The organism is Paenibacillus xylanexedens (genome assembly GCF_007680605.1).
GTDB lineage: Bacteria > Bacillota > Bacilli > Paenibacillales > Paenibacillaceae > Paenibacillus > Paenibacillus xylanexedens_B.
Window position 1 is genome coordinate 308,981 of sequence record NZ_VEIO01000002.1, and the last position, 22,921, is coordinate 331,901.

Genomic DNA, 22,921 nt, shown 5'->3' on the forward strand with positions numbered 1-22,921 from the left:
GGTGATCGGGATGAGAAGACTTGAGTCTGGTATGACGGTAGACAACGAATGTTTTTCTGATATTTTCAGGTATGAACACGAAACGATAAGCGGAGCAACTATTATAAACTCTAATGTGGGTTCACCTATATTCTGGAACTGTAACCTGCATCATCTTGTATTTGATACCTGTGATCTTACGAATGCGAGATTTTTTGCCGGTAGCACAATGGATCATTGTACATTTATTCGAACCGACTTGCGCTCTGTTGGCATTGGCAAGGGCGAAGCCGTATTCACCCATTGTGAGTTTACCTCCTGTGATATGAGAGGCATGACTTTGGAGAATGCTGCGTTTATCGACTGTACCTTTGTTAAATGTAGATTCAATGACCGAGTTTTACAAGCTGCAAATATCGTCAATTGTTCCTTTACCGGCAAGTTGGTGGATATTACGTTTGAGGGAAATGGTAAACAGAAGCTAATCGTTGATTTAAGAAACTGTATCCTTGATGGTGTGCAGTTTGCAGGCTGTGACCTGACGCAATGTATTCCGCCGAAGTCCAAAAATCATCTGTATATGGAACAGGTATCCGTACGTGTAAAAAATGCTTTGGCGAAGCTAGACGATGACCCTAATCTATCTGACGATGAGCGGAAAATACTGGTACGCAGTCTGCGCAAGCTTGAGCATATGGAACAATATATTTTTAACACCGCATATATGAAGAAAATATACGGTGATGTTTTTGTTGAGCGATTTTTCAGCAGTCTGGAATGAAACGAGTTGCACAGGATGATGAAAATGGAGGCCTAAGGGCCTCTTTTTTGTAGGAAAGATGGGATTTTTGAATCAATTATTGAATCGGTCTAATAAACCAAAGCCCTATATCTAATCTTATTATTCTAGGTAATAATTATAGGAGGAGTTAATAGCATTGGAATCTCACTACGTAACGAGGGGGTAACCTGCATGGCGTCATTGATTTTGCTGGTGAAACAGACGGAGGACGATGAAAAGGTTATTTATCGATTCGGACCGAATGAGCGGAAGATGGGACTCATTGAGATGAACAAGATCAAGGAAAGTGTGAAGGAACTAGAGCCTGTCCAAGTGGATGGAATCAGTCCCAGCTTTTTTTTCAATAAGGCAGCTCAGTGGCTGGTACGATGTTTGTTCAGAGAAGGCGGCAAGTTTCCAGACCGAACCACGGTTGAATCATAGCCTTTCGTAAGTCTTATCATTAGAAGGCCGAACAGACCATCGGATCGTATCAGGCGACAGCTGATTTGGCGTATCATAGAAGAAGTCCAAATGCAACGACTCATCGTTGCGCTTGGACTTCTTTGTATTAGATATACATTTGATTAGGGATGTGAGATTACGTTAATGATTTAGAACGTTTTGGCATACGAAATCAGTGCCGTAATCGTAATAATGTTAAGCAGCGTGGAGATCAGCACCGTCTGAGCCGCAAAATCGGGTTCGTTGTCATATTCCTCGGCGAGAATGGATGAGTTGACCCCGGTAGGCATGCCTGATGCGATAATGAGGGCCTGAGCCGCTATGCCTTCAAGCCCGAGTAGTAGCACAATGCTGATCCCGATTGCCGGGCCAATCAGCAGGCGTAAAAATGTGCTAATATACACATCAAGACGATATAAACGAATCGGGTATTTCACGATTTGTGCCCCGAGTGTCAGCAGTGCAACGGCAACCATACTTTGCTGTGCGTAGGTGAGTGGCATGGACAGAAAGGTAGGTAAAGGCAGCTTCCACGCTTGAAACAAAATGCCTAGCAGCAACGCATACGGTACAGGCATTTTCAGAAAACCGATAATGACTGCACGGTAGTTCCCTTTGAGCTTCGCGCCTTGGATGGACAGAACACCATAGGTGAAGGTGAGCAAAGACTGCAAGGACATGACCAGTGCCTGAATGGATGAGGCGAGCGGGTCACCCCGGAATACCAGTGCGTTAATCGGCAGACCGTAGTTGCCTGCGTTATCCAGCATGATACTATTGTTGAAGGCGGCTTTCATGCCTTTGTTCATACGGAACGAGCGGGCGACCACAGACCCTATAATATAGAGAATGAGTACATAGATCGCGTAAAAAAGCGTAACCGTGCCAAGCAACTCACCGGACATATTTGAGTGATACATGCTCATAAAGACGGCTGCGGGGGTAATACAATAGAAATTGATTTTGGCAAGGGTGTACAAGTCCAGCTTGAACACCTTTTGCATCCAGGACCCGACAGCAATCAGGAGAAAGACGGGCAGGACGACTTCTAACATGATGTCTGCAATCATTGGTTCAGCTTCCTTTTTCATGAAAATTTCTGTTCTTTACGGAAAACACTTCGATCATTATATCATTTTATACACAGCTGTAAGGAGATTTGGTCAAAAAAGTTCAGGAGGTGTTACTCTATGATCCCGGATCATCTGGATACTGGCTTATCGATCTTGTTTATTGGCTTCAATCCCAGCATTACGTCGGGAGAAACGGGTCATCATTATGCGTACAAAGGCAATCGCTTCTGGCGCATTCTGGAGCGTTCCGGGCTGACCCCGCGTTTATATGATACAACAGAGGACGGTGAACTATTGAAGCTGGGATATGGGTTCACCAATATCGTAGCCCGTCCAACGAAAGGCATTGAGGATATTACGAAGGAAGAGTATGCGGAGGGGCGCGAGATTTTGCGGGAAAAGCTGAAGACATACCGGCCGGATATCGCTTGTTTTGTGGGCAAAGGTGTATACACCCAGTACAGCAAACGCTCCAAAGTCGAATGGGGATTCCAGGATGACCCGGTTGTGAAAGAAATTCAGGAGTTCGTTGCGCCTTCGTCTAGTGGACTTGTACGCATGTCGATGGATGAAATTGTGGCAATCTATGCCCAGCTTGCGGATTTTGTGGCGGGGAAGAACGGTGCAGAATAGGAAAAATCGGCGTACTTCACGATGTCATTCGTGGATTTGAGTTCACCCGTTCGGCGATGGCCGGAGAGGGTGGATTCTTTTTTTTCGACGATAAAGTGAGATGTTTAGGGAACAGCTTCCGTCTATATAGTACAGAACCATGCATGGACGCTGTAGAGAAGGGGGATTACATGACACATCTGATACCAGAGGAGGAACTGATTCAGCGCATTATCGATGGGGATAAACAGCTGTTCAGCGTGCTCGTGGATCGATATAAAAATAAAGTCTACGGCATCATACGCGGAATGGGCGCAAGTCACCCGGATGCGCAGGATCTCGCACAGGACACATTTATTCGGATCTATCGATATATGCCGACCCGGAGAGAGGGGAGTAGTTTCTCGGCTTGGGTGTATACCATTGCGGTGAACATCATGAGGGATCATATGCGGAAAAAGAAACCGATGATGACCGCCGATCAGGAGATCGAATCCGTCAGTGAAGACACACCTGAGAAACGGTTGATGCACAAGGAAATGAAGCGGGAAATCCATCGTCATCTTGAACAGTTGCCGGAAACGTACCGGCTTGTACTGCTCTTGAAATACACCAATGAGTTGACCTATGAAGAGATCGCCACAATTACAGATATGAGTGATGCACAAGTGCGTAATGCACTGTATCGAGGGAAGAAAATGCTGAGAAAGCAAATGGAACGTAAAGGAGGTTTATCGACCTATGAAGCCCATTTCAAGTGAGCAGGATAAGAAGCAGGATCGCAAGTGGGAAGAGGAGTTGTTCCGCGAGGGGCCAGATGCGGATTTCACATTACAAGTGATGCAGAAGCTGGATCATGTGTCTATGGAAGAGCCTCATGTACAGGTACCATGGGAAAACAAAAAGTCCCATAAGAGGACGTGGATTTACCGAACAGGGATCGCTGCAGCGACTGCGGTATTGATTGCAGGAGGAGCTTGGGCTGCTTGGGATCAGACAAAGGAAAAGCCAGCTCAGCCGCCTGTAAACGCCGTAAATATTCCTCCTTTGCTCAACATTCCTGTCCCGGAAGTTCTGAGATATGCCAACTTGTCAGATGACTACAAACGGCTTCAACCGCTTGGGCTTGTCGTGAATCCGAACATTGATATCGATGATCAGGGGTACAAACTCAAGATTGAAGATGTGCTTGTAGACGGTTCCCAACTTATACTTATGTTACAGCAAACGGCACCTGATGGCACTGGATTGTATCTTTTGAATTCCAAAGTGGAGGATATCCACATCACGGATGAAAACGGCAAGGACGTTGCTGAGCCTGCGATGGATACACGGCAAGGGAGCGGCTCTCTGAATAAGCTGGTGTTTCAGTTACATCGAGACATTCCTGATGAAATCACGGTTCGTGGAGATTTCGGGCATTTGGATGTAGGAGACGGCTATGGCTATGATGTGAATACCAAAACCTATACGGACAAAAAGGTTTCCGTAGACTGGAGCTTCCAGTTCAAACTGGATATGATCCAAGCCAAAGTGATGTCCAAAGAAACCCCGATGAATGCGTCCTATACAACACCGGAAGGGTTGGAACTGGCTATGACACAATTGGTGCAGACGCCAAATGGAACCCGGCTTGATCTGGAAGTGAATCTGAACGACGAGCTTCGTGCTAAAGCAGGAGAAGATTGGGCAAGGGACATGGATATTTTGTATCATATCGAAATTAAAGACACGGGAGAGTATCGCATTTTCAACGGGGGTAGACCCAATGCACGTCAGGCCAAGTTCCGTTATCGTGATTTAAGCCAAGTGAGTTCAGGAGGTCCACTTAAGATATCGGAGACATGGGACCCGTCTTTGGTAACACTGAATGCAGACAATATTCGCTTTGTGCTGGACGGTTACACGATACCTGTGAAAGAGGGACAGACGATGGAAGTTGATCTGGATAAGGCTAGTGAGGAATCTAAGTTCTATGCGTTTGCCTCATTTAAACACCTTGGGGATCAAATGGAATTTTACCGGTTTAATTATCAGCGTGGACTGTCAGCGGATGACCAAACAAACGGTGGATCGGAAAATGAAACTTCTCTTGTGCTGGAAGGGAGCGGTTTGTTCCAAAATGAGTTTTATGGTGATCATTGGCTGGCAACAGATTCTACAGGGAAAGAGTATCCCGTTGAGATCATGGGGATTAGAAACCCGGCCAATCTGAATGAACAGTATGTTATCGATGATGTGAAGCTGATTGTTCATGGTTTTAACAAGGACAAGGGGACGAAATTGACATTAAAACGAACCGTGGTGCATCGTGATTTCCGGGATGTGAATTGGAAAGTAAACCTCGCGAGTGATGCAACTATGCCTTGGGATCAATAAACATCTTCAATTATGAATTATAAAGAAAAGAGCCTTGCATCATTAATAATGCGAGGCTCTTTTTTTGACGTAGATAAACCATTAAATTAAGCCGAATCCCTTGGAATCAATGTGGTGGACAACATGACCGTCTCTTTCGGTGTTCCGGGGCGTTCGATTCGACGCTTTAAAGCCTCGACGGCTCGTTGTCCAAGTTCCTCTTTGCACAAATGTACCGTTGTCAACGGTGGAGATGAGGTGGCAGCGGTGTACACATTGTCAATTCCGATGACCAGACAATCCTGTGGTACCGAGACGCTCATCTGCCCAAGCTTCTGCATCCATTGTAAGGCAATATCGTCATTCGCCCCAATCCACGCATCGGGTCGTTCTTCAGCAGGAAGTCGCTCGATGGTATCAGCGAGCTTGTTCACCCATTCCCCGTTTTCATAGGCTACATTCCAAGCTTGAAAGCCCACTTCTTCCCTTGCCTCGGTATGAAAATGATTCAAAGCGAGCTCAATTCCAATCTTGCGCTGTGCAAAACTTGCGGCACGTCCGTCATCGGTAATCAGACCGATGCGTCTGCATTGCTTCGACAGGAGATATCTGGCCGCAGTAATGCCAGCTTCCAGATTATCATGACTGATCGTATCACAGTTCAGCAAAGGCTCTTGGTGATCGACCAAAATCATGGGGTGGCCTGTCTGTACCAGCGTTTGCAGCACGGTATGCGGAAAAGATCCCATAACGATAATTCCGGCACAACGTGTCCAGTCGAGATGAGGTGCGATGGCTTTTTCAGGTGAAATCTCCTTGCCCGGTAAGTCCAGTGAAGGTGACACAATGACGTGATGCCAGCCTTGCTCGTTACAGCCAGAGATGATGCCTGACAGCACACGCTGCCAATAGTGCGGCTCACCGCGGTTAAGCTGATTCATACATATTAGGGCAAATGGAGGTTCGGCTGCATGAGCCTTATTGGTATTCGCAGTATGACCCGCCGAGCCGGGTGTGTTCTGGCGATACCCGAGTGCACGGGCAAGTTCCAGAACACGTGCACGCGTAGATTCGCTGACACCGGTTTTACCGCTGAGCGCGCGGGACACGGCATATTTGGATAACCCCAGCTGGTCAGCCAGCGTCTGGATCGATACTTTTCGAGACATATGATTACTCCTTTTATGTACAGATGGATAAACCTGATTTTATCAGTAGGTAAATGACTTGTGTCATATGGGTAGCTGATTGAATAGGAAACTGTTTAATTGTGAATTGACGTGCCTGCATGGAACAGGTACACTTACAGGATAATAACGTTATTATAATTTATAATAACAAAAATAACAATAGTTCGATTGGAAGGTTATTCTGTCATTGGAGTGCAGATGTAAACTCTTTAGCTGGGCTAATTTATAAATTAAAAGGAGAGGACTCCCATGGATCAGTTCAGATTACCTAAAATCCCGATGCCTGAGCTAGAATTGCCCCAAGCTGTTAGCGATGTTTTGGCTGAAGCAGACGATCGCTTGAAGCACAGACCGAAGCTGCTGGCTCAGTTTCGCAATTGTTTTCCGAATACTCTCGAAACGACCACCAAACTGTTAGATGACGGTACAACCTTTGTGATTACGGGAGATATCCCCGCCATGTGGCTCCGGGATTCGGTGGAGCAAGTGATGCATTATGTTCCGCTGGCGAAGCATGACCTGCAGTTGCAACGGATTATCGGAGGGCTGATTAAACGGCATACGTTCTATGCAGATATAGACATCTATGCGAACGCGTTTAACGAAACGGCCAATGGCTGGCACTGGGACGCGAATGATGAGACAGAAATGTCACCTTGGGTATGGGAACGGAAGTTTGAACTGGATTCGTTGTGTTTCTCCATGAAGCTGGCCTATACATACTGGCGTGAGACTGAGCTTACAGACATCTTTGATGAACGTTTTAAAAAGGTCATGGAGCAGATCTTGCACCTGTGGGAAACGGAACAGCATCATGCAGAGCAATCCCCGTATCGATTCATGCGGCGTAACTGCCCGGCGCACGATACGCTGCGTAACGAGGGAATGGGGATGCCAGTAAACTATACGGGCATGATCTGGTCGGGCTTTCGCCCAAGCGACGATGCCTGTGATTTTCACTACAATATTCCGTCCAATATGTTCGCCGCAGTGACGCTGAGCCAGATGGGGGAGATTACGAAATGGGTGTTCCGTGACGAACAGCTGGTGAGCCGTATGGCGCGCCTGGAGGAGGAGATCCGGCACGGCATTGCCCTGTATGGTACCTACCGTCATCCGGTGTATGGTCAGATTTACGCTTATGAAACGGACGGTTATGGCAACGTTTGTCTAATGGATGATGCGGGCACACCAGGACTGATGTCGATTCCGTATATCGGATATGTATCCGTGGATGATGTGGTGTATCAGAATACAAGGCGTTTTATTTTGAGTAAAGAAAATCCGTATTACTATGAGGGCACAGCAGCCAAAGGCATCGGCAGCCCGCACACCCCTCCAGGGTATATCTGGCATATGGCATTATCCATGCAAGGACTAACGGCAGACAATGACGCCGAGATGCTGGCCATGATTGATTTACTGGAGAGCACGGATGCGGGAACGGGGTATATGCACGAGGGTTTTCATGCCGATGATCCGCATACGTATACGCGTCCATGGTTCGCATGGTCCAACAGTTTGTTTGCGCAGTTGGTGTACAAGGCGATGAAGAAGCGGATTTTGTAGGTGAATAAAAACAGCCGTTCCAATGTTGGAATGGCTGTTTTCCTTATACTACTGGAACCTTCGTTACTTGAATAACTTATACCAGTATAGAGTGGTATCGATATTAGGAGTATAGGACTGTTTGAGTGTGTCGGCTCCGCCTAGTATGAAACCCTGTTTCACATAGAATCGGCATGCACCCAGATTATCATCTTGTGCTTCCAGCGACATGCCGATAAGGTTTCTTTGTTTTGCCCATTCTTCTGCTTTATGGAGGAGCAACGTTCCGACTCCACTGCCTCTATACTCTTTTTTCGTAGCAATGTTTTCAATATAACAGAAGCGATTCCAATCCTTGATGATTCTAATCTGTCCTATACAAACCTGGTTCATATACGCTAAAAACAACATTTTATCTTCCTGGTTGATATATTCGTTCCAATCCAGTCTGTCATCCGGAAAACGCGTTTCTTTCGGTTCATCGAAAAGGACTTCTTCATAGGTCCATTGTCCAGATTGTAAACTGGGGATGATTTTACCGAATAACGTAAAATAATCGTTTGTCGTATGGATATCCTCTATTAAGTCCGCATTTAATGGAGAAATCATAATTTCACTTTCACTATGCAATAAGAATCACTTCCTTTTATGCGCTTGAAAATATTTATTGAAACAACATTAACTCTAATCTTGCTCAAGCTCAGGATGACGGCCCTGTTGTTTTCAATAAATCGGCAACCAGCACCTTTTGTCCGGTACGTGCGCTTTCGAGGGACGCGAGCACCATAGCCATGCTGTATTGATTGTCGCTGCAATCCGTTTCGGGCAGCCGATCTTCTTCTAGTGCAGCGAACATCTCTTCAAGACACCCGTGGTGTCCGGCTTTGTCCATTACAGGCAGTTCGGCTTCGATTCGTTCCGGACGCTGAAGGAAAGACGGTTTGCCATCAGCCTCCAGCGCGAGTGTGTTGACCACTTCAGCATAGATGTCGTCATGACCATCCCAGATGGCGGTTCCTTTTTCACCCGTCACACGCCAGCTTGCTTCCCAGGATGTCGGCACGCCCTCGGCACACCAAGACCCCCGGTAATCGAACACAGACCCGTCGGACATCTCGAAAATACATATCGCCATCGCATTGCCCTTATACCAGGAACCTGGAGGATTGAATTCGTGACAGTACACCGACACCGGATCTGCACCGAGGATATAACGCGCTTGATCAAAGGTATGTATCGCCATATCCAGCAAAAGCGGGCTGTCCATGAGGTCGCGGAAACCGCCAAAGTGTGCCCCGATAAAGAAGTCTGCTCCTGCATATCCCGGCTTCCCAATCGTTCCGCTGGAAATGAGTTGCCGATAGGCACGGATGCGAGGATCAAACCTGCGGTTCTGCATCACCGCTTGAATACGTCCCGTACTGCGGGCGGTTTGCACAATGTCCGTACAGTCCGAGAAGGATTCTGCCAGCGGTTTTTCGCCAAAGACGTGACAACCTGCCTGTAGCGCGGTCATCGCAATATGATAATGGCTGGAAGGGATGGTCACATCAAATACGATGTTGGCATCGACGGCTTCAAGGGCATCACCAATGTTAGTAAAGATTGGACAGGATATATTGTGTCGCTTGGCAAAAGATGACGCAGCTTCCTCGTAGAGATCAACGAGTCCCACGATTTCCGTATCTGGTCGCTCTTTGGCATAGTCCGCCCAAGTGTTTGCCATTGCCCCGCAACCTGCGATGATAACCCGATAAGGGTAGGTCATATGCTCAACTCCCTCATATAGATGCATAGATGTTATTGATCCAAGTTATAAGTTATTGCTTCATATAAATAGTACTTGTGATTGTGACGTGATTTTGTATTTTCTGGGCATATGTGTAACCCGGTCTTCATGCCTTCCATGCCTCTAGGTCTTTATGTCTTTAGATAATTATACCGGGTTCGGCACAAAGCTACCCCCGCGGCAATGTTTTAAATAATTCAACGCATGTACTTGCCCGGTCATCTCAAGTTCGTCCCGGTACACCGGATCATGCCAGCCTTCAATGTCGATGGTGCCCTGGTAACCGTTCTGGCGCAAAATGGTGATGATATCTGCCCAATTGCTGTCTCCAAAGCCGGGGGTGCGATGCCATACAAATTCATGCGGGCCATGTACGCCGTGTTCTTTGACAATATCCCAGGCGATGGTTGCGTCTTTGCCATGCACGTGGAACACTTTCGGAGCCCATTTGCGAAGCTGTGGAATCGGGTCAATCAAGCTGACCATCTGGTGACAGGGTTCCCATTCCAGCCCCACATTTTCATCAGGAACGGCATTAAACATCATTTCCCAAGCGGTGGGGTTGTGAGCGATATTCCAGTCGCCGGTCTGCCACGTTCCACCCATATCACAATTTTCAAAAGCAATGCGTACACCCCGGTCTGCTGCCCGTCGTGCCAGTTCACCGAACACTTCCTTGAACCGTGGAATCGATTCGTTAATCGGTTGATTGGTCAGACGTCCGGTAAAACCGGAGACGATATCTGCCCCAAAAAGCTGTGCGTGGTCAATGACTCGCTCCCAGCTTGCCAAGGTGTCAGCGTTATCCCCTGTGCCGGTGAGCGGATTACCAAATACACTTACAGCCGAAATGGTGATGCCTTGTTCGTCAACGATGTCGCGGACGCGTTTGGCGGTTTCTGCCAGATCAAGATTGCCCGTGCTTTGCCAGAACGTCAGGTTAAAGGATTCGAAGCCGTGTTGCAACATCTGCGGAATGACCCGAACGGCATCATGGCCGCCTACAAGGGTTCCGATACGAATGGATGGATTCATGGTTGTCATTCACTCCAATATTGGCTTATAGTACTTCGTGACACACTCATTATAGCCTTGGATCTATGGGAAGGCTCTAAACAATTTTGTGCTTTATTAGTCGGATTTTGTGGTGAGGAGGAAGAAAGCTATGCTGGACTTGAAAGCGCTTCATGAGGATACGCGAATTGATCATAAATCCCATCCGTTTCAGTTGTTCCAAAATCGCTGTTCTGCGAAAAAAACGGAAGAATGTATATTATATCTGCACTGGCATGAGCACTTTGAATGGATCATTATGCGTAAGGGGAGAGCGGTATTTCATATTGATAGCCGACCTTATGAAGCTGAGGCAGGAGAAATCATCATCATTCCGGGCGGTGCACTGCATGTCGGTTACGCCCTGGATGAGGGAGATGTACATTATGACTCGGTTGTAGTTAATCGTGCCTTGTTTCAGGATTTTGCGAGCGATCCTGTGCATGAGCAGTATGTCGCGCCCTATCTGGAAGGCAGTGTACGGTTCCCGGTCAAACCGGCCGCAGAGAATGCATCCTGTGCCGGGTATTATTCCTTATTAAATGAAGCTGTGGAAGAGATGGCGACGCAGCCTCCGGCGTACCAGCTTGTGGTGAAGTCTAAACTGCACGCGTTGTTTACGCTGATGGCCCGGACGTTTATGCCGCATCAGTTGCGGGATCGATCGGGTGCAGTATATTTTCCTAACCGCGAGCGGTTCAAGCAGTTGATTGCACAGATTGAGGCGGATCCGCAGGAGAAATTGTCGGTTGGTGAAGCGGCAAGCCAAGTGGGGTTGAACGTATATCATTTCTGCAAAATGTTCAAAAAGCTGACCGGTCGTACGCTCGTAGAATACGTAAACGGATGCAGAATGAGCGAGGCTGAGCGCCTACTACAAGGTAGCAGCCTCACAGTTACGGAAATAGCCGCCCAGGTGGGATGCGACAATGCGAACTATTTTACAAAATTATTCAAGCAGTACAAGGGCATGACGCCATCGCAGGCACGGGGAATGAAGGGTGAAAAGTGACTGTTGGAAAGATGATGCAGATCGAGCTGGAATGGTGAAGGTGTATAGAGGAAAAGGGTAAAGTTCCCCGGGTTTAACCGATTTTCGGCTCGGCTAAACCCGGGTGGATGGGGAAGGGATATAAACCTGTGTGCAAACCTTAAAGCTGTAACTGCCTATACGGTGTAGATGTCGAAAACGCATAAACAGAATAACTGATTATACAGTGCTGATGGCGCAAAAAGCATATGTAGCATTAACAGCATATGCATTATAAAGTCGGCTTTCGGGATCTCGCGGTTTTACTTCAGAAATCTGGAGAACAGTCGATTGGCTTTCTTGGAGAGGTCTTCCATTTTGAGATTAGCCTGATCGAGCTGGTTATATGCCCATTTAATCGTTTGTAGCATACGGGGGGATATGGGCGTACCTTTGATGCGTGGATAGATGTTGTGGTAGGCCCACACGAGATGCTCCCAGCGATGATCGTCTCCCTCCTGAATATACTCAGATACGTCCAGCACTTTGCCGCGTCCATTCTGGAGAAGCACATTTTTGAGATGGATGTCGCGCGGATTCAGTCCAAGGCGGCGAACCGCTTCTCGCGCTGCGTCTACATCGAGCATGACCTGCTCGGGGACGGGGATTCCTTTTTCCAAACATTCCAGCAAGGTGTCTCCAGGTTCGTAACTGATAACAAGTATATTTCTGCCGCTGCCGTAATACGTCGGGAAGTATGACAGCCCTTGAAGCTGGGCGTAGACCTGTTTTTCGTTATTTAATTTATCTAGAGCATGATCCGAATACATTTTGAAGGCATACTGCGGCAGCTGGTCATACGTAAATACAGCCGCATCCGTACCGATGCCAATGCAGTTGATTCCTGCTGCCTCGCCGATAATATTTACCAGCTCATTCCGATCGCTTCCGATGACTTGAATTTGTTGTAATGCTGCTTCTGCCTGGAACCAATCCGGCTGCTTCATGGGTGGCGCCTCCTTTTGGATATGCCTGTACATATTTTCAATTAGCCTTTCAACGCTCCCGCCAATTCTAACGATCAGGAGAAACCTTATTTCGCCCAAAATAGCCATGTTGAAATCCTAACGATCCGTAGAGACGCTATTTTGCGCAATTCGTCCGTTTTATCCCGTTTTCAACTGAAATCCGGCTAAATAGCGTCTCTGGTGATCGTTAGATTTTGAAACTCCGTCAAAACGGGCAAATAAGATCTGTGGTGATCGTTAGCGTCGACAGAGAGTTTTCCAACGAAATCTCACCTCAACATTCCAACCCCATGCGTCATAACCTCTTGCCTCGACACGAGATAATCCACGGTATTTAACGTCTCACAATGGTTGGGATGCTCTCCTTTATATGAAGACGAGCGGCACTTCTCTTCATCCTGATGTAACTATATAAACGATACGTATCGTTCCTCAAACGGTTGCGTGCACAAGAAAATAACGGAAGCCGGGTTGCGGCATGACGGCCAGGGCTTTATACTGTGAGCAATAAAAGGATCTTCCAGCCCAATGTGATGCGAAGGCGGATATGTAGAGTAAGTTCGGATGTTATGTTACACAGATTAGTCCTCAATACATCCCTAAGGTATGCCCTTAGGTAATGTCTCTACAGTACGTCCCACAATATGGTATGTACCTTTGGCACGAGTAGATCCGATATACAGAAAGGCAGATTACCATATGGCACAATACCCGCAGTGGTCTTATTCGCAGTCGCGGGCGAGTATGTTCGATGAGTGCCTGCGCAAATATTATTATCATTATTATGGTGCCCACAACGGCTGGAAAACAGAATCGGCGGACGAGATGCAGGTACGCTTGTATCGTCTGAAGCAACTGAGTAATCTTTATCTGGTATTTGGTGATCTGGCACACCGGATGTGTGAGTCGGCAGTACGAAGAAGGGAAGAGGGAAAACCCAAGCCACGGGAAGTTTTTTTGGAGAAGACGATACGTGATCTGCTGAACCAGGCATATAAGGAGTCCATGAACCCCGAGCAGTGGCGGCTTAATCCGAAGAATCATACGATGTTGTCCGAAATTTATTATGGCGATGATACCCTGAATGACCGAATCGCAACGATTAAAGAACGTGCAGGAGCCTGTGTAGGCAATTTGTATCAGACGCTGACGTGGGAAGATTTGTCCCGTGCAAGTACAACGATTCTGGAGATTGAGAAATGGGATACGATGATACTGCATGATACGCGTGTGTATGTGAAAATGGACTTGTTATATCGGCGCAGCAACGGAAATATTGTCATTGTAGACTGGAAGACGGGCAAGGAGGATGATTTCTCCGATCAGTTAATTTTGTACGCTTCCTATGTCAGAGAGCATTACCGGGTTCCGTTGGAGCAGATTGAGATTCGGGTGGAGTATCTGTTGACTGGCAAACACAAAGAGTTTAAAGCTACAGAAGAGGACATTCGCAAAGTGGAGGAGAACGTAGGGCGTTACATCGAGGAGATGCGCTCCTGTGTGGCAGATGAGTATTACAACCGTCCAAAAGAAATGTCCTACTTCACCCCAATGCCTTCGTACCGGGCGTGCCGGGATTGCAACTTTCGCGAAGTTTGCAGTGAACGAGTGGTTTAATGAACTTGGGTCGTAGCCGGTCCTATAATCCAACCTAATGTGTATCCTTATATGTCAAAAAGAGAAGCGCAGTGCCCGGAGGAGGAATCCTTCATGGGCACTGCGCTTTGGTGCGTTCCACAGGCTGGATACAGTTGATTCCAGGTGGAACGGTCAGAAGATTTACTGGACAGCGGCGGCATCTTCCAGCGCCTGTCCTGCAGGTACGTAGGCGTGCCCGAGGTCACGGGCAACCGCCTCGTACGTAATATGTCCATTCAGCGCATTCACCGCGCTGCGAATGGACGAACTGCCGCGAATCGCGGTGGCTACACCATGGTTCGCCAGTTGCAGCGCATAAGGCATGGTGGCATTGGTCAGCGCCACCGTGGACGTGCGCGGCACGGCGCCAGGCATGTTCGCTACCGCGTAATGCACCACACCATGTTTCACATAAGTGGGTTCATCGTGGGTGGTGATATGATCAATGGTCTCGACGATCCCGCCTTGATCAATCGCCACATCCACAATAACCGACCCGGGTGCCATGGTCTTCACGACCTGCTCGCTGACAAGTGTTGGCGCTTTGGCGCCCGGAATCAGCACCGCACAGATCAGCAGGTCCGCCCCGGTGACAGCGGACGCAATATTGGAAGGGCTGGATACCAGCGTCTGGATCTGATTGCCAAAAATATCGTCCAGCTGGCGCAGCCGATTCAGATTCAGATCCAGAATCGTGACATCCGCCCCCAGACCAAGTGCAATTTTGGCCGCGTTGGTACCTACCGTACCGCCGCCAATAATGACAACCTTGCCGCGGCTTACGCCAGGCACGCCGGATAACAGAATGCCTTTGCCGCCTTCTGTTTTCTCCAGAAGCTGCGCACCGATCTGCGCAGCCATCCGACCTGCGACCTCACTCATAGGTGTGAGCAGCGGGAGAGAGCCGCCGACTTCCAAGGTTTCATACGCAAGGGCAGTCACCTGTTTGTCGACCAGTGCTTTGGCGAGAGCCGGCTCTGCGGCGAGGTGCAGGTAGGTGAACAAAATCAGCCCGGGGCGAAAATAACCATATTCACTGGCAAGAGGTTCTTTCACTTTAAGGATGAGCTCTGCATCTTGCCATACCTGAGCGGCTTCTTCAACAATCAGGGCGCCAGCTTTAACATACTCTTGATCCGTAAATCCACTGCCAAGTCCCGCACCTTGTTCGATAAAGACCTGATGCCCGGCTGTCACAAAATCAGCTGTCCCGGCAGGAGTCATCGCTACACGATTTTCATTGTTTTTGATTTCTTTGGGAATTCCGATTCTCATAGCCATGCACCTCGTCCATTTTTTGGTTGTTAGCTTATACTACAAGTTTATGACTCCATGCGTCGTTTTGCACCTTACACAATGTCTAATTTTTAGGATTAACACTCAACAATTCGTCGAAATAGACTGTTCAGGACACATGTCTTTGGATTATAATGTAAGAAAAAATAACACTAAGAGGGATCGACTTTGCGAAATGACCGTGTGTTTACTGTCAGAGATATCCTGCAACGTCCGGTGTTTAGTCAAGCAAGGCTTGCGGCAGGGCGCGAAGGGTTGGAGCGCCAGGTAGGCTGGGTTCATGTTCTGGAAATAACCAATGTGTCGCCTTTTGTAAGCCCGCATGATCTTATTTTATCCACGGGTCTATGGCTTCAGTCGGAAGAAGGGCGTGAAGCTTATCTGATGCAGCTGATCAACCGTGATGCAGCTGGATTATGTGTCGAGTTTGGCACCAGCATACATGCGATACCAGAGTCATTGATCGAACTGGCAAACCAGTATCAGTTTCCGCTCATCGTATTTGAACAACCCGTGCGTTTTGTCGAGATTACGCAAGATATCCATTCTCTGCTTATTAACCACCAACACCAGCTATTAAAGAGTCTGGAGACGTATTCCCGTGAGCTTCAGCAACGCACGTTGCAGCGTACGGATATGTCAGCGGTTCTCGACCTGCTACATGCTTATGCGGCAAAACCTGTGGTGTACATTTCGTCGATGGAGGCCGGGAGTTTTGTACCAGAACTCGCTCCAGACATGGAGCAGGCCATCTATAGCTGGTACAGCCAGGAAGTGGAAAGGCTAAATCTGAACGACTCCGATACGGAGCTGTGGTTTCATATGGATGAGGAGAGGGCTTTGCTCTGTTATCCGGTGGTTTGTTTTGGCCAAGTATTTTCAGCCATAGGTATGATTGTGCACCCGTCGGCAACGGTAGAATATCTCAAGCTGTTGCTTGATTACACAGCCAAAGCTGCAGCTACGCTTACGCTTCGTTCCCAATTTCTTGAAGAGAAGATGGTACGCAACCAGAATGAATTAATTCAGGATTTGATGAATGGCGATATTCAGCAGGAGGAGCAGGCTAGAACAAGAATGGGGCTTCGCTTGCTAGTAAAAGGACAATACTGGTTCGCGGGAGGTCTATTGCAGATTGAACATCGCATGAAGGGAACGGGCCGGGAGCGCATGGAGGCGAATCATCAGGACATTCTCGTATTGCTTCGCTCGCTTCTGAAGAAAAATCATCTAACCAGCCTCATCATGCTGAAAAATAATCAAATCTACCTTTGTTGTGCCAAGGAAGAAACACAAACACAAACTGCCTCTGAACAGCCACTGATCCAGATGCTAGAGAGCATCACTCAGGATATGAAACGGTTCGCTCGCTCGAATCTGAAACAAGTCGAAATTCATGCGGGCTTCGGCAAACTTCGAAATCAGCTAACCCTTCTGAAGGAAAGCCTTCAGGAATCGGTTCAGGTTATTGAAGTGGCGAGGTCTGTCAAATGGATGAAACATGTTCACTTTTACGATCGTATGGGTATATATCAAATGTTAAAAGCCATGCCGCTTTCTTTCCTGCAATCCTTTGCGAACGATCATCTGGGTGTGCTTATAGAGCATGATCGAAGCCATCAGTCGCGATTGGTCGAGACATTGGATGCCTATCTGGCGAACTTCGGGTGCAAAAGGGATGCCGCTGCCCAGCTGTTCGTTCATCGGCAGACTCTGTATAACCGACTGGAGAAACTGGAAGAACTGCTGGGACCGGATTATATGCAACAGGGAAAACGGGTGTGCTTGGAGATGGCATTGTTAGCTAATGCCATGATTGAAGGTGGAGATGGACAATCGTCATGACAGTAACGTTTCTGAGATATGGGCTTTGCTTGAATAATAGGTGTTTTTTTGCTCGTCTACAGCTTGTTGATCCGTCTTATACCTCGTAAGGCACGAGACCGGCGACGGGACCCTGTATTGGAGAAGCGGCTCCGATAGCGTTCGAATGCACGGGTAGAGGGAGCCTGAAGTGGTGATGTGGGTGTTATAAGGCGATATGGAAATGTCATACGCTCAGACCTTCGTTCCCGTCTGTCTTGTGGATCTGCAATAGTTAAACCGGCAAGGTTTAACCATGCCTGAAGCTTGCTGGAATGGATGCCAAGTTGTCCGCTCAAATGAGAAATGTCGAGATGTTTTTTCACACAAATCCGCCTTTCCATAATTATCGGGCTGGAGTAGGATACGAAAGGAAAGCATGAAACCAAGTCGGTAAAATCGTGTGTACAGGCTTGCTCAGGGTGATTGGCGGAGTGTTGCGTTTTGTGATATCCATAAACGGCATGATTCGATTGATGTAGAAGAGGCCACAGATTTGCCTTTTTCTATAAATTGGCTTTTATCAAGATTCTAACATTTCGGAAGCGATTGCGCGTCTCAATATAGTCTCATTTTTATATAAAAGTAAGCTACAGTAAAAGTACCAGTATCTAGTACGGAGGATATATATGGGGAACGGAAGTGGATCTCAAAAACAGAAAGTTGTCAGGGACGAAAAGCGTTTCGTTGGTCGAGCCAGAGAGCTGATGATCCTAGAGCAGTGGTTTGAAAATGATGAAGCGCCTATGACTATATTTTCGGTTACGGGTATGGGTGGTATTGGGAAGTCTTCGTTACTTTCAGAAATGCTGTCCATCGCTAGAGAGCAGGAAGCAACCGCTATATGGATGGATGGACGGGCATGTGGCACAACGCCCTCCGTGTTTATGGATTATTTTAGTTCAACACTGGGACTGGAACTTGGACTGTTGAATAGCCAAGGCGCCCATCTGCTATCGTTGCTAAAAAGCATGCCCAGAGAGAAACGGCTCGTTATTGCGGTAGATAATTACGAGGAACTTGCATTGCTCGAGAGCTGGTTTATGGAAGTTTTCATAGCGAAACTTCATCTAAGTGGGATACTCGTTATACTTGCCTCTCGTTCAGAGCTTTCAGCAGCATGGCGAACGCATCCCCGGCTGTATCAGCATCTGGTTCCATTGCAGCTGCAACATTTTACTGCGGACGAGATTACGGAGTATATTGTAACTGCTGCTTCATTAAAGCCGAATATGGCTGGTATTATCACGAGAATGACGGACGGACATCCGCTTGGACTTGCTCTTGCGGTGGAGGCGGCTGATCAGGAGCGAAATCTTACTCATGCCGAGTGGGCTGAACTGTCCCATATGATCAGTGCCCGGCTGTTGCTTGAACTCACCACGCCACGTCTGCATCCGATGGTGGAGGTGTTAACCTTGCTGGAGACAGCAAACCAGGAGCTCTTATCCACGGTGCTGAATGTACCCGTTAAACAGGAAGAATATCACATGCTGAGACGAATGTCTTTCATTCGCTCCGCGCCGGACGGGCTGGCCTTGCACGATATGGCCCGGGTGCATTTGATGCGGGATTTCCGGCAACGTGAGCCGCATCGTATGCAGTCCATGCGGATTCGGATTGCGGAGCTGCTGAAACCACTCCATGAACAGGCATGTGCACTTGGGAAGCGTCAAATTGCCAGAAAGATGCTGTTACTCTGTCAGGAATCTATGCTCCAGTTTCGCAAGTATGCTGATGTCTCGCGCGACTCTTTGTTCACGCCGCTTGAACCAATGAAGCAAGCTGACCTACCTTCTCTTCACAAGCTGCTTGAGCAATGGTGTGAATACAGCGTTGAGCCCTGGCAGGCCGTGAACTACGGTCCCTTCCTGGATGAACTGGCTCTCCGATATCCGGAAGGCATCGTAATAAAGCGCGACATGAAAGGCGAAACGATTGCGATGTTTATCACCGTGCTGGTGCACCGGGAGATCAGTGATTTACTTTTAAAATATTTCCCGAATGAGATGAAAGAATGCTTTACGCCGGAGGAATTACAGAATGATCCGGATGAGAGTGATACACACTTCGCATTACTGGCTGCGGCGAGAGATGATGTGCCTGGATATACACGCGAGGAACTTGTGGGATATATGACACTGGATCGCTTGTCGCTCCTGGGAGATGGAGCGAGAGCGATTCTTGTTGCGACCAATCCTCATCTGAAGCTGTTTCTGCGGAGTATCGGCTTTCAGATGCGGAGAACGTCCACGCGTGCATGTGATCGATATGAAGATCAGGCGGATGTGCTGGAACTCGATCTGCGTAGCGGACAATTCGGTGCATGGGTGATGTCTCTTTTGCATCCCGACCTCCCGGCTAATGCAATACAGCCCCGGACAGCGGGAACCAATAGCAAGGTTTGGTCTGAACAAGAAGTGCGTAAAATGCTCGGGCACCTTCGCTCACCGGGAGAGTTACAAGAGTATGCAGATAGAATTACAGGTGTGAGGGATGGCATTCAGTTACAATTATACGTTCTGGATCTGCTGGAAGGCAGAATACATGGGGTGTCTCCTCAGGATCAGAAGCTGTTACATGCGGCTTACTGGACCCATGCTGGCAATCCGACTGCCGCTGCGCAGATGTGTTCGATGAGTAGGGCTACCTTTTATCGTCATATTAGAACTGCATTGATTCGTTTAGCAAGAATATTGTAAAGCGTGAAGGTGAATTCGGAAAAACTGATCTGATAGATTACAAAAATCTAATAGAACAGCAGACCTTGTTTCAAAATCAAACTCAAAATCAAACCCAAAATCAAACCCAAAATCAAACCCAAAATCAAACCCACAGTTAAACGGCAATTATCCGTAACTGCGGGTTTTTCTAGCCCGTGATTTATGGGTGACCCCACCACACCAATTCTAACGATCAGGAGAAACCTTATTTCATTCCAGATAGCCATGTTGAAATGCTAACGATCCGTAGGGACGCTATTTTGCATAGTTCGTCTGTTTTATCCTGTTTTCAGCTGAAATCCAGCTAAATAGCGTCACTGGTGATCGTTAGATTTTAAACCCCCGTCTAAATGGGCAAATAAGGTCTGTGGTGATCGTTAGAGCCGCCAGAGAGCAGGATTGCTATTTACGCCTTCGATGATTCGCTTCCTCTAATGTTAGCGTCAAGTACTCGGTATTCTATTGCCGCAACGGCAATGGAGGAGAATACTGTTCCTTTTTTTTAGCCGTGCATTATGTTCAAATGTGAAAGCAAGCGGTAATCACCGCGAGGATTATAGGTTACACGAAAGCTATAGGTTTATATACCAAGCCGATTCATACGGTTGTAGAGGGTAGCTCTGGAGATGCCAAGTTGCTTGGCTAATGTTCGTTTGTTGCCGCCCGCGGCCTTTAAATATTGAAGCAAAAGCCGAGCCTCGTACGCATCCATCTGTTGCTGATAAGAGGAGCCGGAACCTTGTTCGGCGAGTGTAACGCTTGGGTTAGCCGTCTCCCGAGCAACCGTTGCAGGATGATCAGGTCTGTGACTCTCTTGTTGAGAGTCTGCCGCATGTGGGTCATGGGCTACTTCTTTTGCTGGAGACTTGAGGTTATCTGCCGCCTGTTCCGACTCCGACGGTACGTTTACTTTCGCTGATGTCAGCGAATCAGGCAAGTATTCCGGCTTGATCTCACCATCCATCGTTAGAATGGTCAGGCGTTCAATCACGTTGCGCAGTTCGCGGACGTTACCCGGCCAATCGTACTCAAACAAATGTTTGAACACTTCTGGAGGAATCACTTCAATATGACGATTGTAGAGCAATGAGAACTCTTGCAGGAAAGTCTGGGTGAGCTCATAGATATCTTCTTTGCGTAGCCGGAGCGGCGGGATAATCAGATTGATGACATTCAATCGATAGTAGAGATCCTCCCGGAATTGATTACGCGTAATCATGGCAGGAAGATCTTGATTGGTTGCAGCAATGATTCTGCAGTTAGCTTGTTTGGTACGGGTGCCCCCAACCGGAAAATAACTTCGTTCCTGCAACACACGAAGCAGCTTGACTTGCAGTTCGGAAGGCATCTCTCCAATCTCATCCAGAAAAAGAGTGCCGCCCTCCGCCAGCTCAATTTTCCCCTTTTTCCCTTTAGGGTCTGCCCCAGAGAAAGCGCCTTTCTCGTAGCCAAACAACTCGCTTTCAAACAATGAAGCTGGTATGGCTCCGCAGTTAATCGCGATAAAAGGAGCGCTCTCTGGTTCACGAAGATCATGGATGGCTTTGGCGAAGAGCTCCTTGCCTGTGCCACTTTCCCCCATAATGAGCACCGTAGCAGGGGTGGTGCTGATTTTGCGAATGGTCTCCAGACATTGCCGGATAATGGGACTGCTTCCTTTAATACGGGCAAAAGGATCGGTCTCGGGACGAAGCCGTGCAACGGCTTTTTCCAAATGCTGGATTTTGGAGGACATATGCAATAATTCCTGATGTAGACGAATTTCAGTTGTGATGTCGACCTCCGCAGCCACTGCACCAACAATGCGACCATCCAGCCTGACAGGGCGGGCATTGATTAGAGCGAACAGATCAGATCTGGGTTGATGCTGTTTGCGGTAGACCGTTTCACCCGTATATAACGTTTTGAGTGATTGAAGTCTTTCGGGTGGGAAAAAGTTGGCAGCAGGCTGACCGATGATATCGGTTTTGCGAATAGAAAATATATTCTCCGCACCGGATGTCCAGTACGCCACTTTGGCTTCTTCATCTATTAAAGATAGTGCGGAGCCGGCAGTCTCAAGCGTAGTTTCCAGATAAGCTTCCATCAGTCGGTAGGCTTGATGAAGTGAATTCATGACATCGGATGCCGTAATATAGCCGGTCCATTCGTCGCGATCATTTTTGATGATGAGAACAGAACTCCTGGCAAACAAAGGAATCAATTGTGCCAGTTCCATAGAATGTGTGATCAAAGGGACAGGGACAAAGAACGATGGGGTAACCGGAAAAGGGTCGGGTTCTGTTGATTTAGCAGAAGATGTGGAAGGCAGACCTTTCTCATCATTCAAGTTTGGTTGATCCAGGAAGGAACAATGGAGATAAGCGCTTCCTGTACCAGAACGTACAAAAACAGGTCGAGCTACGTTGATATCTGAATCCATATACGGGTGTGGAAGAAGCTGTTCCTGAACGGAGGATTCATCGTAAATGTGCATGTCTGTTCGTGCCAGTTCTTTCAGAGTAGGTAGTAAATGTCTCATCAGGATCACCTCGATTACAACATACGGATTAAAG

General features: G+C 47.7%; 19 protein-coding genes. 10 read left to right on the forward strand and 9 right to left on the reverse strand.

Features of this window, described 5'->3' with window-relative positions; genetic code table 11:
- The first annotated feature begins 10 nt into the window (after nt 1-10).
- Nucleotides 11-760: a pentapeptide repeat-containing protein gene (locus FS818_RS15985; protein ID WP_145333144.1), complete on the forward strand. Its 750-nt coding sequence runs from the start codon at nt 11-13 to the stop codon at nt 758-760.
- Nucleotides 761-952: 192 nt separating this feature from the next.
- Nucleotides 953-1,204: an RNA-binding protein gene (locus tag FS818_RS15990; protein WP_090917806.1), complete on the forward strand. Its 252-nt coding sequence runs from the start codon at nt 953-955 to the stop codon at nt 1,202-1,204.
- A gap of 170 nt (nt 1,205-1,374) precedes the next feature.
- Here the strand turns inward: FS818_RS15990 and FS818_RS15995 are convergent, their stop codons facing one another.
- On the reverse strand, nt 1,375-2,295 hold the full coding sequence (locus FS818_RS15995) for an AEC family transporter (protein WP_145333487.1): 921 nt from the start codon (nt 2,293-2,295) through the stop codon (nt 1,375-1,377).
- Between the two features lie 120 nt (nt 2,296-2,415).
- On the opposite strand from FS818_RS15995, the gene FS818_RS16000 reads away from it, so the two are divergent.
- The 3 genes from FS818_RS16000 to FS818_RS16010 all read left to right on the forward strand — a co-directional run bounded on the left by FS818_RS16000 (nt 2,416) and on the right by FS818_RS16010 (nt 5,289).
- The gene (locus tag FS818_RS16000) at nt 2,416-2,931 is read left to right on the forward strand and encodes a mismatch-specific DNA-glycosylase (RefSeq protein ID WP_145333145.1); all 516 of its coding nucleotides are present in this window, start codon (nt 2,416-2,418) and stop codon (nt 2,929-2,931) included.
- Nucleotides 2,932-3,101: 170 nt separating this feature from the next.
- Nucleotides 3,102-3,671 (forward strand): RNA polymerase sigma factor, encoded by a 570-nt coding sequence (locus FS818_RS16005; RefSeq protein WP_145333146.1) that lies wholly within the window; start codon nt 3,102-3,104, stop codon nt 3,669-3,671.
- The gene (locus tag FS818_RS16010; RefSeq protein ID WP_145333147.1) at nt 3,652-5,289 is read left to right on the forward strand and encodes a DUF4179 domain-containing protein; all 1,638 of its coding nucleotides are present in this window, start codon (nt 3,652-3,654) and stop codon (nt 5,287-5,289) included. The genes FS818_RS16005 and FS818_RS16010 overlap by 20 nt, the downstream gene beginning before the upstream one ends.
- An 86-nt stretch (nt 5,290-5,375) precedes the next feature.
- Here FS818_RS16010 and FS818_RS16015 read toward each other — a convergent pair whose 3' ends face one another.
- Entirely contained in the window at nt 5,376-6,437 is a 1,062-nt protein-coding gene (locus tag FS818_RS16015; RefSeq protein WP_145333148.1) for a LacI family DNA-binding transcriptional regulator, read from the reverse strand.
- 270 nt (nt 6,438-6,707) lie between these two features.
- Here FS818_RS16015 and FS818_RS16020 point away from each other — a divergent pair, with 270 nt between their 5' ends.
- On the forward strand, nt 6,708-8,027 hold the full coding sequence (locus tag FS818_RS16020) for a glycoside hydrolase family 125 protein (RefSeq protein WP_145333149.1): 1,320 nt from the start codon (nt 6,708-6,710) through the stop codon (nt 8,025-8,027).
- A 63-nt stretch (nt 8,028-8,090) separates the two neighbouring features.
- Here FS818_RS16020 and FS818_RS16025 read toward each other — a convergent pair whose 3' ends face one another.
- From FS818_RS16025 to FS818_RS16035, 3 genes are all read right to left on the reverse strand, one after another.
- Entirely contained in the window at nt 8,091-8,636 is a 546-nt protein-coding gene (locus FS818_RS16025; RefSeq protein WP_145333150.1) for a GNAT family N-acetyltransferase, read from the reverse strand.
- A gap of 70 nt (nt 8,637-8,706) precedes the next feature.
- A complete protein-coding gene (locus FS818_RS16030) occupies nt 8,707-9,774 on the reverse strand; it encodes a Gfo/Idh/MocA family protein (RefSeq protein ID WP_145333151.1) in 1,068 nt (355 codons plus the stop codon).
- Nucleotides 9,775-9,942: 168 nt separating this feature from the next.
- Nucleotides 9,943-10,830 carry a sugar phosphate isomerase/epimerase family protein gene (locus FS818_RS16035; RefSeq protein WP_186331423.1) on the reverse strand — a complete coding sequence of 296 codons (888 nt, stop codon included), beginning with the start codon at nt 10,828-10,830 and terminating at the stop codon, nt 9,943-9,945.
- Nucleotides 10,831-10,960: 130 nt separating this feature from the next.
- On the opposite strand from FS818_RS16035, the gene FS818_RS16040 reads away from it, so the two are divergent.
- On the forward strand, nt 10,961-11,860 hold the full coding sequence (locus FS818_RS16040) for a helix-turn-helix transcriptional regulator (RefSeq protein ID WP_145333153.1): 900 nt from the start codon (nt 10,961-10,963) through the stop codon (nt 11,858-11,860).
- 281 nt (nt 11,861-12,141) lie between these two features.
- Here FS818_RS16040 and FS818_RS16045 read toward each other — a convergent pair whose 3' ends face one another.
- Nucleotides 12,142-12,825 (reverse strand): protein kinase family protein, encoded by a 684-nt coding sequence (locus tag FS818_RS16045; RefSeq protein ID WP_145333154.1) that lies wholly within the window; start codon nt 12,823-12,825, stop codon nt 12,142-12,144.
- A 720-nt stretch (nt 12,826-13,545) separates the two neighbouring features.
- Between FS818_RS16045 and FS818_RS16050 the strand changes: the two genes are divergently transcribed.
- Entirely contained in the window at nt 13,546-14,463 is a 918-nt protein-coding gene (locus tag FS818_RS16050) for a RecB family exonuclease (protein WP_145333155.1), read from the forward strand.
- 162 nt (nt 14,464-14,625) lie between these two features.
- Here FS818_RS16050 and ald read toward each other — a convergent pair whose 3' ends face one another.
- Entirely contained in the window at nt 14,626-15,759 is a 1,134-nt protein-coding gene (gene ald / locus FS818_RS16055; RefSeq protein ID WP_145333156.1) for an alanine dehydrogenase, read from the reverse strand.
- A 189-nt stretch (nt 15,760-15,948) separates the two neighbouring features.
- On the opposite strand from ald, the gene FS818_RS16060 reads away from it, so the two are divergent.
- A complete protein-coding gene (locus FS818_RS16060; RefSeq protein WP_145333157.1) occupies nt 15,949-17,625 on the forward strand; it encodes a PucR family transcriptional regulator in 1,677 nt (558 codons plus the stop codon).
- Nucleotides 17,626-17,681: 56 nt separating this feature from the next.
- Here FS818_RS16060 and FS818_RS16065 read toward each other — a convergent pair whose 3' ends face one another.
- Complete coding sequence (locus FS818_RS16065; RefSeq protein WP_145411929.1) at nt 17,682-17,969, reverse strand: hypothetical protein; 288 nt, start codon at nt 17,967-17,969, stop codon at nt 17,682-17,684.
- 303 nt (nt 17,970-18,272) lie between these two features.
- Here FS818_RS16065 and FS818_RS16070 point away from each other — a divergent pair, with 303 nt between their 5' ends.
- Nucleotides 18,273-20,345 carry an nSTAND1 domain-containing NTPase gene (locus FS818_RS16070; protein WP_145333159.1) on the forward strand — a complete coding sequence of 691 codons (2,073 nt, stop codon included), beginning with the start codon at nt 18,273-18,275 and terminating at the stop codon, nt 20,343-20,345.
- Nucleotides 20,346-20,946: 601 nt separating this feature from the next.
- Here FS818_RS16070 and FS818_RS16075 read toward each other — a convergent pair.
- Nucleotides 20,947-22,887 (reverse strand): sigma-54 interaction domain-containing protein, encoded by a 1,941-nt coding sequence (locus tag FS818_RS16075; RefSeq protein WP_145333160.1) that lies wholly within the window; start codon nt 22,885-22,887, stop codon nt 20,947-20,949.
- Between the last annotated feature and the right edge of the window lie 34 nt (nt 22,888-22,921).

Bases quoted from the DNA above. Each gene is read 5' to 3' on its own strand.
- FS818_RS15985 (WP_145333144.1), top strand. From the start codon at position 11: ATGAGAAGACTTGAGTCTGGTATGACGGTAGACAACGAATGTTTTTCT.
- FS818_RS15990 (WP_090917806.1), top strand. From the start codon at position 953: ATGGCGTCATTGATTTTGCTGGTGAAACAGACGGAGGACGATGAAAAG.
- FS818_RS15995 (WP_145333487.1), bottom strand. From the start codon at position 2,295: ATGATTGCAGACATCATGTTAGAAGTCGTCCTGCCCGTCTTTCTCCTG.
- FS818_RS16000 (WP_145333145.1), top strand. From the start codon at position 2,416: ATGATCCCGGATCATCTGGATACTGGCTTATCGATCTTGTTTATTGGC.
- FS818_RS16005 (WP_145333146.1), top strand. From the start codon at position 3,102: ATGACACATCTGATACCAGAGGAGGAACTGATTCAGCGCATTATCGAT.
- FS818_RS16010 (WP_145333147.1), top strand. From the start codon at position 3,652: ATGAAGCCCATTTCAAGTGAGCAGGATAAGAAGCAGGATCGCAAGTGG.
- FS818_RS16015 (WP_145333148.1), bottom strand. From the start codon at position 6,437: ATGTCTCGAAAAGTATCGATCCAGACGCTGGCTGACCAGCTGGGGTTA.
- FS818_RS16020 (WP_145333149.1), top strand. From the start codon at position 6,708: ATGGATCAGTTCAGATTACCTAAAATCCCGATGCCTGAGCTAGAATTG.
- FS818_RS16030 (WP_145333151.1), bottom strand. From the start codon at position 9,774: ATGACCTACCCTTATCGGGTTATCATCGCAGGTTGCGGGGCAATGGCA.
- FS818_RS16035 (WP_186331423.1), bottom strand. From the start codon at position 10,830: ATGAATCCATCCATTCGTATCGGAACCCTTGTAGGCGGCCATGATGCC.
- FS818_RS16040 (WP_145333153.1), top strand. From the start codon at position 10,961: ATGCTGGACTTGAAAGCGCTTCATGAGGATACGCGAATTGATCATAAA.
- FS818_RS16045 (WP_145333154.1), bottom strand. From the start codon at position 12,825: ATGAAGCAGCCGGATTGGTTCCAGGCAGAAGCAGCATTACAACAAATT.
- FS818_RS16050 (WP_145333155.1), top strand. From the start codon at position 13,546: ATGGCACAATACCCGCAGTGGTCTTATTCGCAGTCGCGGGCGAGTATG.
- ald (WP_145333156.1), bottom strand. From the start codon at position 15,759: ATGAGAATCGGAATTCCCAAAGAAATCAAAAACAATGAAAATCGTGTA.
- FS818_RS16070 (WP_145333159.1), top strand. From the start codon at position 18,273: ATGGGGAACGGAAGTGGATCTCAAAAACAGAAAGTTGTCAGGGACGAA.
- FS818_RS16075 (WP_145333160.1), bottom strand. From the start codon at position 22,887: ATGAGACATTTACTACCTACTCTGAAAGAACTGGCACGAACAGACATG.